13 protein-coding genes are annotated in these 17819 nt (G+C 70.1%); 6 read left to right on the top strand and 7 right to left on the bottom strand.

The window, feature by feature from the left end; all coding sequences use genetic code 11:
- Positions 1-154: 154 nt before the first annotated feature.
- Complete coding sequence (locus tag LADH09A_RS19295; protein ID WP_238646860.1) at positions 155-2488, bottom strand: beta-L-arabinofuranosidase domain-containing protein; 2334 nt, start codon at positions 2486-2488, stop codon at positions 155-157.
- 739 nt (positions 2489-3227) lie between these two features.
- On the opposite strand from LADH09A_RS19295, the gene LADH09A_RS19290 reads away from it, so the two are divergent.
- Complete coding sequence (locus LADH09A_RS19290; protein WP_372492316.1) at positions 3228-4979, top strand: family 43 glycosylhydrolase; 1752 nt, start codon at positions 3228-3230, stop codon at positions 4977-4979.
- Positions 4980-5372: 393 nt separating this feature from the next.
- Positions 5373-6740, top strand: coding sequence for an endo-1,4-beta-xylanase (locus LADH09A_RS19285; RefSeq protein WP_238646859.1), 1368 nt, complete (start codon positions 5373-5375; stop codon positions 6738-6740).
- A gap of 84 nt (positions 6741-6824) precedes the next feature.
- Here LADH09A_RS19285 and LADH09A_RS19280 read toward each other — a convergent pair whose 3' ends face one another.
- The 3 genes from LADH09A_RS19280 to LADH09A_RS19270 form a co-directional block, all read right to left on the bottom strand.
- Positions 6825-9692 (bottom strand): glycosyl hydrolase, encoded by a 2868-nt coding sequence (locus tag LADH09A_RS19280; RefSeq protein ID WP_238646858.1) that lies wholly within the window; start codon positions 9690-9692, stop codon positions 6825-6827.
- 155 nt (positions 9693-9847) lie between these two features.
- On the bottom strand, positions 9848-10222 hold the full coding sequence (locus LADH09A_RS19275) for an MmcQ/YjbR family DNA-binding protein (protein ID WP_238646857.1): 375 nt from the start codon (positions 10220-10222) through the stop codon (positions 9848-9850).
- 40 nt (positions 10223-10262) lie between these two features.
- The gene (locus LADH09A_RS19270) at positions 10263-10958 is read right to left on the bottom strand and encodes a DUF1223 domain-containing protein (RefSeq protein ID WP_238646856.1); all 696 of its coding nucleotides are present in this window, start codon (positions 10956-10958) and stop codon (positions 10263-10265) included.
- 139 nt (positions 10959-11097) lie between these two features.
- Here LADH09A_RS19270 and LADH09A_RS19265 point away from each other — a divergent pair, with 139 nt between their 5' ends.
- A complete protein-coding gene (locus tag LADH09A_RS19265; RefSeq protein ID WP_238646855.1) occupies positions 11098-11388 on the top strand; it encodes a GNAT family N-acetyltransferase in 291 nt (96 codons plus the stop codon).
- Between the two features lie 43 nt (positions 11389-11431).
- Positions 11432-12148, top strand: coding sequence for an isocitrate lyase/PEP mutase family protein (locus LADH09A_RS19260; RefSeq protein ID WP_238646854.1), 717 nt, complete (start codon positions 11432-11434; stop codon positions 12146-12148).
- A 65-nt stretch (positions 12149-12213) separates the two neighbouring features.
- On the opposite strand, the gene LADH09A_RS19255 is transcribed toward LADH09A_RS19260, so the two are convergent.
- Both LADH09A_RS19255 and LADH09A_RS19250 read right to left on the bottom strand, forming a co-directional pair.
- Positions 12214-13140: a 5'-3' exonuclease gene (locus LADH09A_RS19255; RefSeq protein ID WP_238646853.1), complete on the bottom strand. Its 927-nt coding sequence runs from the start codon at positions 13138-13140 to the stop codon at positions 12214-12216.
- A 59-nt stretch (positions 13141-13199) separates the two neighbouring features.
- Complete coding sequence (locus LADH09A_RS19250) at positions 13200-13427, bottom strand: hypothetical protein (protein ID WP_238646852.1); 228 nt, start codon at positions 13425-13427, stop codon at positions 13200-13202.
- A gap of 484 nt (positions 13428-13911) precedes the next feature.
- On the opposite strand from LADH09A_RS19250, the gene LADH09A_RS19245 reads away from it, so the two are divergent.
- Complete coding sequence (locus LADH09A_RS19245; protein ID WP_238646851.1) at positions 13912-14406, top strand: CAP family protein; 495 nt, start codon at positions 13912-13914, stop codon at positions 14404-14406.
- Between the two features lie 55 nt (positions 14407-14461).
- Here the strand turns inward: LADH09A_RS19245 and LADH09A_RS19240 are convergent, their stop codons facing one another.
- Positions 14462-15406: a LysR family transcriptional regulator gene (locus LADH09A_RS19240; RefSeq protein ID WP_238646850.1), complete on the bottom strand. Its 945-nt coding sequence runs from the start codon at positions 15404-15406 to the stop codon at positions 14462-14464.
- A gap of 39 nt (positions 15407-15445) precedes the next feature.
- Here LADH09A_RS19240 and LADH09A_RS19235 point away from each other — a divergent pair, with 39 nt between their 5' ends.
- Positions 15446-17776, top strand: coding sequence for an MFS transporter (locus LADH09A_RS19235; protein WP_238646849.1), 2331 nt, complete (start codon positions 15446-15448; stop codon positions 17774-17776).
- Positions 17777-17819: the final 43 nt, after the last annotated feature.

The raw sequence follows: 17819 nt of genomic DNA, 5'->3' as shown, positions 1-17819 counted from the left end.
GCGGCGGCGTGAGCCGACACATCCACCACGATCACTGGGGCCAGGACCCGATCCACTGTACGACCGCTGCCGTCGGTCCGCTCGGCGTGCGACGCCCGGGTCACCGGCGCGGCCCTCACGAGGCCGCGCCGGTGACCCGTCGGGACAGCGGACGTCAGGGGTTGCGGACGAGCCGCCACCGGTTGTCCGCGCTGCCGTTGTCCGAGTCCTGTACGGCCTGCGCGCCCCAGGCGGTCGACCCGTTCAGGATCCCGAGCAGTTTGTTGCTGTTGACGTTGCGGATCTTGTAGGTGCCGTCGCCGTTGTCCACGAGGATCCACCGGTGGTCGGCGGTGCCGTTGTCCGACCACTGCAGGACCCGGGCGTTGTCCGCGGTGGACATGTTCTCCACGCCGAGAACCTTGCCGCTGTTGACGTTGCGGAACCGGACGGCGTTGCCGTCGGTCACGATCACCCAGTTGTGGTCGGCGGTGCCGGTGTCGCTCCACTGCACCGCCAGCCCGCCGTCGGCGGTGGACATGTTCTGGATGCCGAGGACCAGCCCGGTGCCGACGTTGACCAGTCGGCTGCTGCCGCCGGTGCTGCCGCCGCCGCTGGTGCTCCAGTAGACGGTGTAGTTGTACCCGTGGGCGTCCTGGAAGGGGGCCAGGTTGACCGTGGACCCGTTGGCGCTCGCGGTGAACGCGAGCGCCGTGGTGCTGGTCCGGGTGATCGACGAGGCGGTGAGCGCCGGCAGGGTGCTGAGGGCGGTGTTGCCGTAGTTGCCGGCCAGCACCGACGGGCCGTACGTGACCGCGGCGACGTTGGCGTTGTCGTTGGCGGCCCGCAGGACGACCTGCATCGGCAGGCGCACGGTGATGGTGTCGCCGGCGGCCCAGGTGCGGGTGACCGTGGCGTAGCTGCCCGGCGTGGTGGCGACACTCTGCACCGTGCCGTTCACGGCGATCGTGGCGCCGTTGGTCCAGGACGGGATCCGCACCCGGATGCTCCACGAGCCGCTCATCGACCCGGACAGGGTGAGGGTGCTGGTGTCACCGACCGGGTAGTTGGTGCTCTGCGTGACCGTGATGCCGCGTTGCGACCAGGTCAGCACCGACGGCGTGAACAGGTTCACGGTCAGCGTGGTGCCGTTGTGGAAGTAGATGGAGTCCATCAACCTCGTGTTGATCTCCAGGCCGGTGCCCTGGCAGCACCAGAACGAGTTGTAGTCCGTGCTCCAGGTGCCGCCGCCCCACGCCGGCCCCACGCCTCGACGCCCGCCCGGCCTCAGCGGGGTGAAGTAGGTGATGTGGCCATGGCTGTCCGCCGGGTTCTGTCCGCCGATCAGGTGGTTGATCGTCGCGCGCTCGTAGAAGTCGAAGTAGTCCGCCCGGTTCGGGTCGAGCAGCCACAGCTCCCGGGTCAGTTTGAGCATGTTGTACGTGTTGCACTGCTCGCAGGTGTCGTTGCTGAGGTACCCGGCGATGGCGTTCGGCGGCCGGAAGTGCTCCGCCTGACTGTTGCCGCCGATGACGTACGTGTGCGCGCCGACGGTGATGTTCCACGCGTTGCTGGCGATGTTCCGGTACCGGGTGGTCCCGGTGGCCTTGAACTCCCGTGCCGCGCCGATCCACTTGGGCACCTGCGTGTTGGCGTGCTTGCCGTTGAGCTGGTCGGAGTTGTTGGCCAGGGGGTCGAACACGGCGGCGTGGTCGAACCGCTGTGCGGCGGTGAGCCACCGGGAGTCCCCGGTCTGCTGGTAGATGTCGGTGAGCACGTCGTTCATGCCACCGAACTCGGTGCCCAGCATCGACTGCATCTGGCTGGAACTGAGCCGGGCGGTGCGGGTGTCGACCCAGCCGGCGAGGGACAGCAGCACCGTACGGGCCTGCGTGTTGCCGGTGTAGCGCCAGACGTCGAGCAGCCCGGCGAGGGTCTTGTGGATGCAGTAGTAGGGCACGTTGCCGTTGGACAACGTCCGCGCCTCCAGTGCGGTGAAGTCGGACTCGGGGAAACCGGAGAGGTAGCCCGCGCCGAAACCGGCAGCGCCGTTGTTCGACTGGCACTTGGCCAGCTCGGCCACCATGTAGTTCGCCTTGTCCCGGCAGGTGGTGTCACCCAGCACCGCGTACGCGTACGCCCAGGCGGTCAGGAAGTGCCCCTGCATGTGGGTGCGGAACGGGAAGTTCGGTGCGTCCCAGCCGCCGTTGGTGGCGGCGCCGTTGGTGGACAGCCGGTGGTTGGCGCGGAAGTTGTAGAGCAGCCGGTCGACGTCGACGAACCGCAGGTAGTTGAGCGTCCGCGTCTGGTTGTCCATCCAACGGCCGCTGGTCAGCCGCACCTGGCCGAGGTCGAACGGGTACGCGGAGACGCCGATGTCCGGCCGGACCGGTGGCACGACCGCCGCAGCGGCGCTGCCGGCGGCGACAGTGGTGCCGGTTGCGGAGAGCACCACGGTGGCTCCGGCGGCCTGGAGCAGGTGTCGGCGGCTGAGGGGCGGGGGTGGCATGGGACCTCCAAGGGGCTCGTGACAACGGGACGGGGTTGGTGGTGGCCGACCGCAACGGTGGGCGCGTCGGCGGCGGCCGTCGCGTGTGGTGGGTTGCCGCTGCGGACTTTCACGTGTTGCCCGGTGTAATCGCTCCACGTCAATGTGATCGCTAACATAGTTCGTCGTTAACATGCCCGCAACCCCCGTGACGTCTGCGGGCCGATCTGGTCCTGCCGAGCCCGCGCCGCGCGCGGCTGTCGGTGTCCCGGCCACGCCCTCCTCGACAGCGCGAGGGTCGAGGTTGGTGCGAAATGACGCTTAGGGCCCGATGGTCCGTAGCGGCGGGTGGCGGACCACGGCGGTGCGGGCGCCGGTCGGCGTCTCGTTGACGCCCATCGCACCCCTCAGTACGGTGCATCGTAAAACGTGGATGTCAACGCTGATACATCAGCGTTACGGCGAGACAGCACGGGGCGTCTCGTGGCAGGTCAAAAAACCAGGTCAAAGGCGGTGAAGGGAGGTAGCGGCGATCATCTGTTAGCGCTAACAGAATGTCCGTTTGTGCTGCTGGGTCTGGCGACACCGCACGCCCGCTCGAACGGCAGCCGGGTGGCGCATTCCGCCGAGTCAGACATCGCGCACCGCGCATTCGGTAGGAGACAACGTGAAGCTCAAAGATCGCACCGGAACCGGCACCGGGAGCCGTGCCAGGCGTGCCGTCGCCTGGCTGACGAGCATCGTGTGCGTGCTGGCACTGGTGCCCGGCACCGCCAGGGCCGACAACCCCATCGTCCAGCACATCTACACCGCCGACCCGGCACCCCTGGTGCACGACGGCCGGGTGTACCTCTACACCGGACACGACGAGGACGGCTCCACCTACTTCACCATGCGGGAGTGGCGCGTCTGGTCCTCCGCCGACATGGTCAACTGGACCGACCACGGCTCGCCGATGAACCTGGCGACCTTCGCCTGGGCGGACGCCAACGCGTGGGCCGGGCACGTCGTCGCCCGCAACGGGAAGTTCTACTGGTACGTGCCGGTACGCCAGCGCTCGAACGGGCAGATGGTCATCGGGGTGGGCGTGGCGGACAGCCCGACCGGGCCGTTCCGGGACGCCCTCGGTCGACCCCTGGTCGGCAACAACGAGATCGACCCGGCGGTGTTCGTCGACGACGACGGGCAGGCGTACCTGTACTGGGGAAACCCGGGCCTGTGGTACGTGAAGCTGAACGCCGACATGATCTCCTACTCCGGCAGCGCCACCCGGATCACGTTGACCACGGCGGGCTTCGGCACCCGGACCGGTAACGCGAGTCGGCCCACCCTCTACGAGGAGGGGCCCTGGGTCTTCAAGCGCAACGGGTTGTACTACAACGTGTTCGCGGCGGAGTGCTGCTCGGAGTTCATCGCCTACTCCACCGCCCCGGGCCCGACCGGCCCGTGGACGTACCGGGGGACGATCATGCCCCGGCAGGGCAGCAGTTTCACCAATCACGCCGGTGTCATCGACTTCAACGGCGGCTCGTACTTCTTCTACCACAACGGGGCGTTGCCCGGCGGCAGCGGTTACACCCGCTCCGTGGCGGTGGAGAAGTTCAGCTACAACTCCAACGGCACCATCCCGACGATCACCATGAGCACCGCCGGGGCGCCGCAGGTGGGCACGCTGAACCCGTACGGGCGGCAGGAGGCCGAGACGATCGCCTGGGGTTCCGGCATCGAGACCGAGCCGTCCAGCGAGGGCGGCATGAACGTCGGCTGGATCGAGAACGGCGACCACGTCAAGGTCAAGGGGGTGGCCTTCGGCGGCGGCGCGACCTCGTTCACCGCCCGGGTCGCCTCGGCGACCAGCGGTGGCCGCATCGAGGTGCGGCTCGACAGCGCCAGCGGCCCGGTCGTCGGCACCTGCACCGTGGGTGGCACCGGCGGCTGGCAGACCTGGGCCACCACCACCTGCGCGGTGAGCGGCGCGACCGGCACGCGGGACCTGTACCTGCGCTTCGCCGGCGGCAGCGGCAACCTGTTCAACCTCAACTGGTGGCAGTTCGGTGGCACCGGCGGCAGCGGGAACGTCCTGACCAACGGCAACGTCGAGAGCGGTACGACGGGTTGGGGCGTGAACGGCAGCGGCACGCTCTCCACCAACACCTCGGTGGTGCACGGCGGCAGCGGATCGCTGTCGATCAGCGGGCGCACCTCGGCGTGGAACGGCCCCAGCCAGGACGTGACCTCGAAGCTCACCAACGGCAAGAGCTACACCACGAGCGTCTGGGTACGCGCACAGAGCGGCACGCCGTCCGCGAAGGCGACCATCGCGCTGACCGCCAACGGCACGACGAACTACCTTCAGCTGACGCCGGCGGCGGGTGTGACCGTCAACGGCTGGACCCAGCTCACCGGCACGGCGACCGTCTCGTGGAGCGGCACGCTGACCAACGCCACGTTCTATGTGGAGACGGCGGCGGGCACCGACAGCCTGCTCGTCGACGACGCCTCGTTCCAGTGACGCGCGAAGCCGGGGCCGTGCCCGCACGGCTCCGGCACCCCGCCGACGCGGGATCGACGTGGGCACCACCCGACGCTTGACGTACGACATGTTATCGCTCACAGTCGATGGGTGAGGGCGGCCGCTCCTGTGGCTCACCGGGCGAGCTGGCCGGTCGCACCTCCGCACACGACGTCCGCCCAGGGCATGCCGGACGTCGTGTCAGGGCTCCCACCCACGGTGCCGTGACGGCTACCGGGCTCTCGCTCGTCACGGCTCCGCCGGTTCTGGGACGAATCCGCGATCGGCACCGACATCGGTGTCGACATCGCCGACGCCGCGTTCCCCGACTCTCGCGGAGCAGATCCGGGCGCTGCACCTCCATCGCTGAACCACCACAGAGAAGGAAGTCGCATGAAGCACAAACGAGCCCTGCGAGCGGCGGTGACCATCGCGGTGACCGGTGCCCTGGCCGCCGGTATGACCGTGGCGCTGAACCCCGCTGCAGCCGCTGGCACGACCCTGAAGGCGGCGGCAGCGGAGGAGGGCCGCTACTTCGGTGCCGCTGTCGCGACGGGCAAGCTGTCCACCGGCGCGTACACGACGATTCTGAACCGTGAGTTCAACAGTGTCGTGGCCGAGAACGAGATGAAGTGGGACGCCACCGAGCCGCAGCAGGGCCAGTTCCGGTATACCGGTGGTGATCGTCTGGTCAGTCATGCGCAGGCCAATGGCATGAGTGTGCGGGGTCACGCGTTGTTGTGGCACGCACAGCAGCCGGGTTGGGCGCAGGGCATGTCCGGTAGCGCGTTGCGGAACGCGGCGATCAACCATGTCACGAAGGTGGCGACCTACTACCGGGGCAAGATCCATTCGTGGGACGTGGTGAACGAGGCGTTCGCCGACGGTGGGTCGGGGGCGCGTCGTGACTCGAACCTGCAGCGCACGGGTAACGACTGGATCGAGGCGGCGTTCCGGGCCGCGCGGGCGGCGGATCCGGGTGCGAAGTTGTGTTACAACGACTACAACACCGACGGGGTCAACGCGAAGTCGACCGGCATCTACAACATGGTGCGTGACTTCAAGTCGCGTGGTGTGCCGATCGACTGTGTGGGGTTCCAGTCGCACCTGGGCACCTCGTTGGCCGGTGACTACCAGGCCAATCTGCAGCGTTTCGCCGACCTTGGCGTGGACGTGCAGATCACCGAGCTGGACGTGATGACTGGCGGCAGCCAGGCCAGCATCTTCGGCGCCGTCACCCGCGCCTGCATGAACGTGTCGCGCTGCACGGGCATCACCACGTGGGGCGTACGCGACTGCGACTCGTGGCGGGGGTCGGACAACGCTCTGCTGTTCGACTGCAACGGCAACAAGAAGGCCGCGTACACCAGCGTCCTGAACGCCCTCAACGCCGGCCCGGGCATTCCGACGGACCCGCCGACGGACCCGCCGACGGACCCGCCGACCGACCCGCCGACGGACCCGCCGACGGTTGGTTGTTCGGCATCGGTGTCACTGAACTCGTGGACCGGTGGATTCGTGGCCACCGTGAAGGTGACGGCCGGCTCCGCCGGCACGAGCGGATGGAATGTCAGCGTTCCGCTTCCGAGTGGTGCCAGTGTCACCAACACCTGGAGCGCGACGGCCACCGGCTCGACCGGCACGGTGCGGTTCGCCAACGTGGACTACAACGGTCGCCTCGGCGCCGGTCAGGTCGCCGAGTTCGGTTTTCAGGGCAACGGCAGCGCCTCCGGCCTGACGCCCACCTGCACCGCCTCCTGAGCACACGATGACGGCGGCCGGTGCGGAGGACCACGACGGGGTCCCTCCGCACCGGCCGCCATCAGGTCGCGCCGTGCGGGTCGGTCAGGAGTAAGGAAGCCGCAGCACCGACTGGTTGCCGATGCCCACGGTGCTCGGGTTGTTGCCGATCGCCGACCAGACCTCCACCCGGACCGTGCCGTTGCTCAGCGCGCCCAACGTGCCGGTGGACGAGGACAGGCCGGCACTCTGGGTGTAGTGCTCGTAGCCGGGGACCGGGTCGGTGGCGAAGTAGCGCACCGTCTCCACCCGATCCCAACTGCCGTTGCCGGTCAGGTCGTAGGAGATCCGCACCTGCACACCGTTGCCGACCGCCGTTCCGGCGTCGACGAACAGGTCGAACGTGGCCTGCCCGCCGGCGTAGGCGAGGTTGAGGCCGGTCGCCGTGAAGACCTGCGCGTTGGTGGGCGTACCGTCGCGGTTTCCGTTGGCCGCCGCGACCGTCGCCGTGGCCGCGCTACCGGCGGCGCCCAACCCGCCCCCGGACAGCAGGTACCGGGTCGGACCGCCGGTGGTCGGCGGCGGGTCGGTGGTCGGCGGGGGGTCCGTCGGCGTCGTCGGTGGAACGCCGCCGGCCGCGTTGCCGCCGCTCCACGTGTACGCCCCGGTGGTGGCCGTCTTGCCGGCGCCCACGGCGAGCGTGGTGCCGTTGGAGAAGGTCACCGTGATCGGCGTGGCGGTCGGGTTCGATGCCACGTAGGTGCGGGCCCCGTTGCGGGAGAAGACCGCCGACAGCGGATGGTTGCCGGTCACCGTCGTGTCGACGTTGCCCAGGGCCGCGAGGTTGCGGATCCAATGGAAGGTGTGTGCTCGACTCTCGCCCTCCTCCGGGGTGTAGCCCGGGTTAGCGCGGAGGTTCGCCAGCGCCGCGTCGGGGTCGCCGAGGGCCTGGAACTGCCAGAGGATGTCCTGCCACACCGTCGGTTGTCCGCCGTTGTTGCGGACGAGCTCGGCGTAGTTGGTCCGCACGTACGCCGGGTTGTTGCCCAGGTAGAGGTGCCCGCCGGTGACCGGCAGCAGGTTGATGCCCTGGATCATCTCCGGCTCGCCGCTGAACCAGGTGGCGTACGCGCCACCGTCACCCCAGACCATGCCGACCGTCGAGTGCCCGAAGGCGGCGGGGAAGTTCTGGTCGCTGACGTCGAACCAGTACTCCTGGATCGCCGCTGCCTGCGTGGTGTAGAGGAAGACACCCGCGTCGCGGATGGCAGTGTTACCCGTCGTCTGCCCCCACTGGATCAGGGCGCTCGCGAAGTTCATCCCCTCCGACGAGGACTCCTGGTTGTTGCCGGAGCCGAAGGAGCCGTGCCCGGACGCCCAGTCGTGCCCGGCGTAGATGTCGAAGTCGCGCAGGTACGGGAACTGGGTGTCGCCGCGGCGGTAGTTGTTGGCGTCGCGGATCAGCAGGTCGACCATGCCGCCGTAGCGGCTGGTGGCCGCCCAGGCCGGGTCGAACTTCGCCAGCGTCGCGGCGGCGGCGATGTAGTAGCCGTAGTGGAAGTGGTGGTCGTTGAGCTCCTGGTCGGACCCGTACGACGCCGGGTAGCCGATCAGGGTGCCCCAGGTGCTGTTGTAGTAGAAGACCCTGCTGGTCTTGCCGCTGGACGCGGTGAACCAGTCGGTGAGCGTGCTGCGGATCGCGTTCAGGGCGCTGTCGCGCGTCGCGGTGTCGTTGACCAGGTCGGCCATCTCGGCGATCCGGGCGGCGCGGCCGAGCCCCTTGCCCGTCCAGTAGGTGTCGTTGCCGCGCTGGTCCATCGGGTTGGCGCGGGCGGCGGCCAGGTGCCCGGTGAGCGTGGCCAGGTCGGCGCCGCTGCCGTCGCCGACGGCCGGCAACTCCGGCAGGATGCCCTGGAACTTCATGGCGGTGCGGAACTGGTTGACGCCGGTGAGCACCTTCATCCGGCCGCGCGCCGACGGGTAGGTCGGCGTGATCGCGGTGGAGCCGCTCAGCGACTTCCACTGGTGCGGGTAGAGGCTCACCACGGTCTGCGTGGCGGTGCCCTCCCGGGCGGTCGTGGTGAACGCGTACGTGGTGGTCAGGCCGCTGGTCGCCGGGTTGTAGGCGTACGACACCTGGGTGCCGGTCACGTGGGCGTGCGCGTACTGACCGTAGGTCGCGGCCAGCGCGGCCCGCTCGGTCGCGCTGGACGTCGGCGGCAGGAGTGCGACCGAGAAGTAGCCCCGACCGCTCAGGTTGGACGAGATCCGGCCACCCGCCACGGTCCAGTTCGCACCGCTGGGCGCGAACCCGACGTAGTCGTGGCCGTTGACCCGGAAACCGATGGTGGCGCCGCTGTTGGACCACACGTCGGCGGTGCCGCTCGTGTTGATCACCGCGTCGCCGCCGGTGGCCTGGAAGTACGCGAAGGGAAGGCCGTGACCGATGGTGGCCCGCAGCGTGCGTGTCCCGTCGCTCCAGTGCGGGCTGACCGTCCAGTCCGTCCAGCCGTCGACCCGGACCAGGGGTGCGCCGAGCCCGGCCACGCCGACCCGGATGTCCTGCACGTACGGGTAGTGGAACTCCCCGACACCGGTGGCGGTGCCGCTGATGGCGGGGGTGGAGTTGGCGGAGAAACCGAGCCCGTCGCCGAAGGTGTCGTACGAGACCGGGTGGGCGTGCAGCGGCTCGCTGAAGGAGCAGTCGGTGCGCTTCCACAGCAGCGAGGACCACCAGTCGTTGGTGGGGATCGGCCCTGCGGGTGCGTTGGCGGTGGCGAACTGCCGGGGGTTGCTGGACATCGCGCCGCAGCCGCTGGGGAGCGCGCCGACGGGGGTGGTGGTGTAGCTGCCGGCGCCGACGGGCGCGGCCTCGGCGGCGCGGGTGACGGGGATCGTGAGGCCGCCGACGACCAGGGCCAGCGCGGTGGTGGCGGCCAGGGCCCATCGACGGTGGGGGACGGGAGGTTTCATGGTGCCTCCATCGCGCGCCGGGTGCGGCCCTTGCCGGCTCCGACGCGATGCGTCTGAATTGGGGGGAAGGTCAGGTGAGAGAGCGCTCTCACGGCCACGGTAGTGGAGCACCCAGATCCCCGTCAATGTGTCCATCCCGTTGCGTGCTGATGTCGCTATTTGCCGGCGCCCTCGCGCTCGCTCAGCAACGCCTCCGGCACGCGCATCCGCCACGCGTCCGTCACCAGCTCGTCCAGGCGTTCCAGGTCGATCTCGGCCAGGCGCAGCAGCACCAGGGGCAGGCCCTCGTACCCGGGCGTGGTGAAGAAGACGTCCGGCTCACCGAGCAGGAGAGCCTGCTTCTCCGCCTCGTCCCCGACGAACAGCACCGCGATGTCGAGTCGGATCACCCGCGGCCTGCCCGGCACCCGCTCCGGATAGGACCAGACGAAGCCCTTGTCAGCCACCCGGAAGTCGAAGCCGTCACTGGCGATCTCCACCGCGTGCGGCAGGGCCAACGCCACCCGGCGTACGTCATCCGCGTCAACCACCGGGACCCCTCACACCGCGGACCGTCCGCATGTGCCGAGATTACGCGGTGGACAGGCCGATGGCGGTCGCGCCGATGACGGCCCCGTTGCCGCTCTCCTGCACGTAGCCGACAACCGTGGCACTGCGCGGATCGAGATCGGGCGGCACCACCAGCTCCATCCGTCCCCCCTCGGCGTCCGCTCCCACCGACGTGAAGGCCCGTACGACGTTGTCCTGCCGTAGCGTCCGCCCGGCGTTCTCCCCCCGGGCGATCTCGCTGTCCAGGCCGCGTTGCACGATCGCCACGTTCAGCACCGCGCCCTCCGGTGGCTGGTCGACCCGGTAGTCCAGCGTCACACGCGGCCCGCCGACGTCCGACGCGGACAACGTGAGCGTGGTGGTGGCGGTCGTGGTCAGGGCGGAGTCGATCGCGCCGGCCGCGCGTCGACGATCGGACCCGACGAACTCGTCGGTGCCGTTGACGATCATCTGCGGCGTGTACAGGCGTCCGGAGCCGAAGGCCCGCGCGTACGCCTCCTGCCGCGCGGTGTAGGCCGCGTCGGCGAACTGGTCGGCCCAGCCCAGATAGTCCCAGTAGTCGACGTGGAATCCGAGGCCGAAGACGGGCTGGCCCCGTTCCCGGGCGTCCCGCTCGATCTCGGTCAGCAACTCCTCCGCGGGAGGGCAACTGGAACAGCCCTGGGAGGTGAACATCTCCACGACCGCGAAGCCGCCGCCCGTCGCTGGGTTCGTCATGTGGCGTGTCTCCTCCCACGTGCCGGCTGCGGCGCTGCGTTTCCCGTTCCGGGGAAGACAATGCGCGGCGGGTGCCCTCCTGCCGGCCTCCGGGCAGCGCGACGGGGTCGGGTGGTTGGATGGTCAGGTGGAGTTCACCGTGACAGACGCGCCGGAGCGGGAGCGCTTCGAGGCGCGCGACGAGGCGGGCGTGGTCGCCGGGTTCGTCACCTACCAGCTGACCGGCTCGATCATCGCCTACACCCACACCGAGGTCGACCCGGCGTTCGAGGGCAGGGGCGTCGGGTCGACGCTGGCGCGCGCCGTGATGGACGACGCGCGCGCCAAGCGCCGGACCGTCGTGCCGATCTGCCCGTTTCTCGCCGACTGGCTGGTCAAGCACCCGGAGTACGAGGGCATCGTGGTCCGCTCGACCCGCAAGGTCAAGTAGACCGGCCCCCTTGCGCCCTGCAACCCGTCGGGAGACGTGAACGATGACAGCTCAAACCTTCCGGGCGCTGCACCACGGCCGTGCGGTCGGAGACCCGCTCGTCCTCCCCGGCCCATGGGACGCGGCCAGCGCGCGGGCCCTCGCCGATGCCGGCTATCCCGCACTCGCCATCCCCAGCGCCGGGGTCGCCGCCTCGCTCGGCTACGAGGACGGCGCGACGCCGCCCGACGAGATGTTCGCCGCGGTCGCGCGGATCGTCCGGGCCGTCTCCGTCCCGGTGTCCGCCGACGTGGAGGGTGGGTACGGTCTCACCCCCGGCGAGTTGGTCGGGCGGCTCCTGGAGACGGGCGCCGTCGGCTGCAACCTGGAGGACTCCGAGGGTGGCACCACGCTGAAGGACCCGCAGCGCCACGCGGACTGGCTGGCCGAGGTCCGCGCGGAGGCTGGCGACGCGCTCGTCATCAACGCGCGCGTCGACACGTTCCTGGCCGGCGCGGGTGACCCGGCCGACGCGGTGGCACGAGCCCGCCTCTACACGGCCGCCGGTGCCGACTGCGTCTACCCGATCCTGGCGCCGCCGGAGCTGCTGCCGGTGCTGCGCGAGGGCATCACCGGCCCGATCAACATGGTCGCCGGCGCGGACGGCGAGTCCGTGGCCGAGGTGGCGCGGTGGGGCGCGACGCGCATCACCTTCGGGCCGGCCATGCAGCGGTACGCCATCGGGGCCGTCGGCGACCTCGCGGCACGACTGCGCGCCTGACCGCGCAGTGGTCGGTCAGGCGCGCAGTCGCCCGGTGGTCGGTCAGGCGCCAGCGGCGGTGGTCGTCAGGCGTCGGAGCGGGCGGCCAGGGCGTCCACCAGGCGGCGGGCGGAGCCGGCGAGGTTCCACCGTCCGGCCAGGTCGAGCAGCCGCTCCGGGTCGACCGGGGCGGTCGGCAGCGCGGTGGGCAGCTCCGGCAGTGGCACGTCCAGGGCGACCCGAACCACCGTCGGCGCGACGGCCAGGTAGTCGCGGGCCGCGGCCAGCTTGGTGCGCAGGCCCGGTGCGAAGGACGAGTCGGAGTCGTCGAGCGCGGCCAGGATGCCGGCGATGCTGCCGTACCGCTCGATGAGCCGGGCGGCGGTCTTGTCACCGACGCCGGCCACCCCGGGCAGCCCGTCGCTGGGGTCGCCGCGCAGTGCGGCGAAGTCGGCGTACCGGTCGGCCGGCACGCCGTAGCGCGTCCGCACCGCGGCGTCGTCGCAGTCGTCCAGTTTGGCGACGCCGCGCCCCACGTAGAGCAGCCGGACCGGCCGGGTGTCGTCGATGAGCTGGAACAGGTCACGGTCGCCGGAGACCACCTCGACCGGGCCGGGCTGGGTCACCGAGAGCGTGCCGAGCACGTCGTCGGCCTCGTAGCCGGTCGCGCCGACCGCGGTGATGCCCACGGCGGTCAGCACCTCCAGGATCATCGGCACCTGCGGGGAGAGAGTGTCCGGAACGATCTCGCCGCCCTGCGGGGCCACCCGGTGCGCCTTGTACGACGGCAGCAGGTCGACCCGCCACGCCGGGCGCCAGTCGTAGTCGAGGGCGCAGACCATCCGGTCGGCGCCCCGCACGCGAATCAGGGTGGCGAGCATGTCGAGGAAACCGCGCACCGCGTTGACGGGGGTGCCGTCCTCGGCCTTGGCGACGGACTCCGGAATGCCGAAGTAGGCCCGGAAGTAGAGGCTCGCTGCGTCGATCAGCAGGATCGGGGGTCGGTGTGCCACGCCGGACAGCCTGGCACAACCGTCCGACGATCCGGGGCACCCCCGGCCGACCGGTGCTGTCAGCGCTGGTCGTCGTGCCGGTAGACGGTGTCCCGCCGGGCCAGGTGCTGCACGACGTAACTGGTCACCAGCAGCAGGATCGCCACCAGCACCTCGACCCAGGCCGCGACGCCGTCGGCGACGGTGAGCCCGACGATCAGCAGGGCCAGGCCGACGAGCGCGAGGACTCCCGCCCACAGTTGGCGGCGACGGCGCGTCGCCACCCGGTCCGCCTCGTTGCCTGCCACGTCGGTCCTCCCGGTCGGGGTGCCCGAGCGGGCACCCCGATCCAGGCTAGGCCGCAGGGACGCGCCGGGCCGGAGAACGACCGTGCGGACTGGGCCGAGGATTCCGTCGGCGCGGGAGCGGGTTTGTCCCGGACACGGATGTGAAATCGCCGTTGTGACAGGGAATCGGAAATTCTCTCTCACGCCGGTGATGTCGTTCAGGGCTGAAACAAGGTGTCGCTGACGCTGCCTCCGGGTCAGGGTGCCCCGGCCATCACCTGGGTCGGTGTGGTCCGGCTCGCTGCAGCGTCGCCTCCGCGGTTGACGGGCGAGAGCCGGTGTTATCGCCTCTGTCATTAACCCGTCACCGTTGGTGACGACCCCGTCGAGTTGCTCGATGGAAAGCTGTCGATGGCCACCCGGCTCGCTGTGCGAGCCGACCGGGGCCGAGTCGTCCGCCAGGGGCAGACCTTCCGCCGTTGTTCTTCAGAAGAGGTGTCACATCATGCGAGATGGATTCGCGGACCGAACCAACGACGAGTTCCTGCAAGAGGTCCTGAGCAAGGTCAACGAACTGCGGGCACGGCACGGATCGTCGCTGCTCACCCTCGACCCGGAGCTCGTGGCGTACTCGAAGTCGCGGGCGTCCTTCATGGCCGAGAGGACCAAGCTCACCCACGACGACCTGCGAGCGGACACCGGTGAGAACGGGTCGTGGGCTGGCGCCTCGACCGGCCCCACGGCAGGCTCCGGGACCGCTGCCGTCAACTCCTGGTACAGCGAGGTCAGCAACTACGACTTCGCCACGGGCAACCCCATCGACCCCACGAAGGCCATCGGGCACTTCACCGCGCTGGTCTGGAAGAACACCACGAAGCTGGGCGTGGGGCGGGTCGCCGGCCAGGGCACGAAATGGTGGGAGACCTTCATCGTCGCCAACTTCTCGCCGCCCGGAAACGTGGGAGGGCAGTACGTGATGAACGTGGGGCCCGCGAGCTGACACACCGACCCACGCGGGCGGGCGTACCGGCGGTGACCGGTGCGCCCTCGCCCTCTCAGTCGGTTGCCGCATGCCGCAGTGCGGCGAGCAATCCGTCGAGCGCCGGCTGGCCCAGCGATGTCTGCCGCACCGCCGCCTGGATCGCCCGGACGGGTTCCGGGTTGCGGATCTTGCGCATCACGACGCCGGGGTGCCGGTTGGTCAGCCCTAACTCCGGAATCAGACTGACGCCCAGGCCCGCGGCGACAAAGCCCTGCGCGGTGGCGTAATCCTCGCTCCGCGCCACCACGTTCGGCTGGAAGCCGGCCGCGGCGCAGCCGTCGAGGATGACATCGAGGCAAGGGCCGGGGCACTCGCTTCCGACCCACGGCTCATCAGCCAGATCGATCAGGTCGACGACCCGCTTCGAGGCGAGCCGGTGCCCCTTGGGTAGGGCGGCGCGATAGGGGTCGTCGAGCAGGTGGACCAGGTGGACGCCCTCCGGTGGCCGATCCGGGGATCTGACCACGATGGCCAGATCGATCCGGCCCTGTGTCACCGCCGGCAGCGGATCCGCGGGATCGGTCATTCTGAGGTCGACCCGGACGCCCGGGTACGCCTGCCGGAGCCGGGCGAGCGCGGGCGCCATCAGGGTGGCTCCCGCGGTGGCGAAGTAGCCGATCGCCAGCCGCCCGGTACGCCCGGCCCGCAGATCGGCCAGCGCCGTCTCCGCCTCGGCCAGTTGCTGGCCGATGATGGCCGCGTGTTCGGTGAGCAGCCGTCCGGCAGCCGTCGGCCGTACGCCCCGGCCGACGCGCTCCAACAGCGCGATCCCGGCCTCCTTCTCGAGCGCCGCCACCTGCTGGCTGACCGCGGACGGGGTGTACCCGAGGTCCGCCGCCGCTGCGGTCACCGAGCCCGTGGCCACCACCGCGCGGAGGACCTGCATGCGGCGTACGTCAATCATGTAGCTGAGCTTAACGGTCTCTGAAGAACCTTTCACTTGTCCTGTCGGGTCCACTCCGGCAGCGTTCATGGTGATTCGACCGGGAGGCAAGAAGTGAGCAGTGGCGGACGTGGCGCGTTGGGACGGATGGCTGTGCTCGCGCTGCTGTGGGGCTCCGGCTTTCTCTGGATCAAGCTGGCCCTGAACAACGGTCTGACCCCGCTCCAGATCACCTTCGCGCGCTCCGCGCTCGGCGCGGCGGTCCTGCTGGGCCTGGCCTGGTCCGCACGCCAGCGAGTGCCCCGGGACCGGACGACCTGGTGCCACCTCGTCGTGGCCGCCTTCTTCGGCAACGCCCTGCCGTTCTTCCTCTTCAGCCTCGGCGAGCAGACCGTCGACTCCGGGCTGGCCGGCGTGCTGAACGCGACCACGCCGCTGTGGTCTCTGCTGATAGGCATCGGGATCGGGGCGGAACGCGGCCTCGGCCCGGTCCGCCTGGGCGGGCTGCTGCTCGGCTTCGCCGGTACCTTGCTGATCTTCGCCCCCTGGCATGCGGTCGGGCTGCTGAGCTGGGGCACCCTCGCCCTACTCGGCGCGGCGGCGAGCTACGCCGTCGCCTTCGCCTACATGGCCCGAAAGCTCACCGGGAGGGGCACCGCCCCGATCGCCCTCGCCGCGGCCCAGCTTCTCGCCGCCACCGCGCTGAGCGCGCTGGCCTTGCCAGCCGGCGGGACGGCACCGCCGGAATTCAATCCGAAGGCCGTGATCGCGGTCGCCCTTCTCGGCATCCTCAGCACCGGATTCACCTTCTACCTCAGTTACCGGCTGATCGCGGACGAGGGGGCGACCAGCGCCGCCACCGTCGGGTACCTCCTGCCGGTCGTCTCGGTGGCGCTGGGGGCGATCGTGCTCGATGAGCAAGTCGGTCTGCGCGTCATCGCGGGGATGGTCGTCGTGTTCCTCGGTGTCGCGATGACCCGGCGACAGCAGCCGCCGCCATCGGTCCAGCAAGGTTGCCGCGACACCCGTCACCCATACCGCCCCCACCAGCAAGGTCACTGCCGGATGACGGCGGTGCCGCGAACCCCACCACCGGATGAACGGATCATGCAACCCAACTCCCCGTGGCGGAACTCCGACTTCCGCGCCCTGTTCACCGCGACCAGCCTCAGCCAACTCGGCACCAACGTCGGATACATCGCCGTCCCGCTCATCGCCGTGTCTGCCCTGGACGCCAGTCCCGGCCAGGTCGGGGCACTCGCCACCCTGAGCACCGCCGCCTTCCTCCTCATCGGTCTTCCCGCCGGGGCCTGGGTGGACCGGATGCGCCACCGGCGCGTACTGATCACCGCTGACCTGGCCCGAGCCGCGCTGTTCGCCCTCATCCCGCTGGCCTGGTGGTGGGACGCCCTCACGCTCTGGCAGTTGTATCTGGTCGTCCTGTTGAACGGCTGCGCCACCGTCTTCAGCGATGTCGGCGCGCAGAGCGTGCTGCCGCGAGTCGTCGGCCGTGACGGCCTGGTCCAGGCGAACGCCGCCGTGGTGAGCCTGATAGCGGTCGGCAACATAGCCGGGCGGGGCGCGGGCGGGGCGCTGGTCCAGCTACTCAGCGCGCCCGTGGCGGTGGCGTGCGCGGCCGTGGGCTACCTGGCCTCGGCCCTTCGGCTCACCGCCATTCGCCGTACCCCGGCGTCGGCCGTGACGGGGCAGGCCACCCGGCTGAGCACACAGATCGCCGAAGGGCTGCAGCACGTCTTCAACAACCCGGAGCTACGGGCCCTGGCGCTCACCGCAACCCTGTCCAACCTCGGCTCGCAGATCATCAACACCATGCTTCCGGTGCTGTTCATCCGGGAACTCGGCCTCTCGGCCGGCGCGCTGGGCCTGTTCTGGGCGGTGGGCGGGGCCGGCCTGCTGCTGGGATCCCGCTGCGCTCGCCCCATCGCCGGACGGCTCGGCTACGGCCGCGCGCTCGGTCTCGTCGGCCTGTGCCTGGCGCCCGCCGGACTGCTCGTACCGCTCATCGACCGGGGCCCCTGGTTGTGGCTCGCCGGAACCGGATGGCTGCTTGCCCTGTTCAAGACGGGCATGGACAACGTACTCGGCGTCAGCCTGCGACAGCGGATGACAGCGGACTTCCTCCTCGGCCGGATGAACGCCACCTTCCGCTTCCTGCTCACCGGCGCACTCGCGATCGGCGCCGCCGTGGCCGGACTGATCGGCGAGTTGGCCAGCGCGCACGCCACGCTCTGGGTAGGTGGTGCCGTGCTGACGGTGGCCTTCCTGCCCGTGTTTCTCTCGCCCCTTCGCACCCGCCGCGACTTGCCGGAATCGCCAGCGGGCAAGGACGACGACCGCGCCGATCAGCGAACCGGGTCCCTGGCGCTGGCCGGTGCGAACCGCCCGGTGGCTGAGACGCCGGGTCTGTTGCAAGGGCCACCATGACCGGACACTGGCCCCGCCACGAACAGGTAATTGGCGAGCTGGG

It is taken from the genome of Micromonospora cabrerizensis (assembly GCF_022230955.1).
Classification (GTDB): Bacteria; Actinomycetota; Actinomycetes; order Mycobacteriales; family Micromonosporaceae; genus Micromonospora; species Micromonospora cabrerizensis.
Note: the sequence above shows the minus strand (reverse complement) of the source record. Positions and strands in the feature narration are given on the sequence as shown.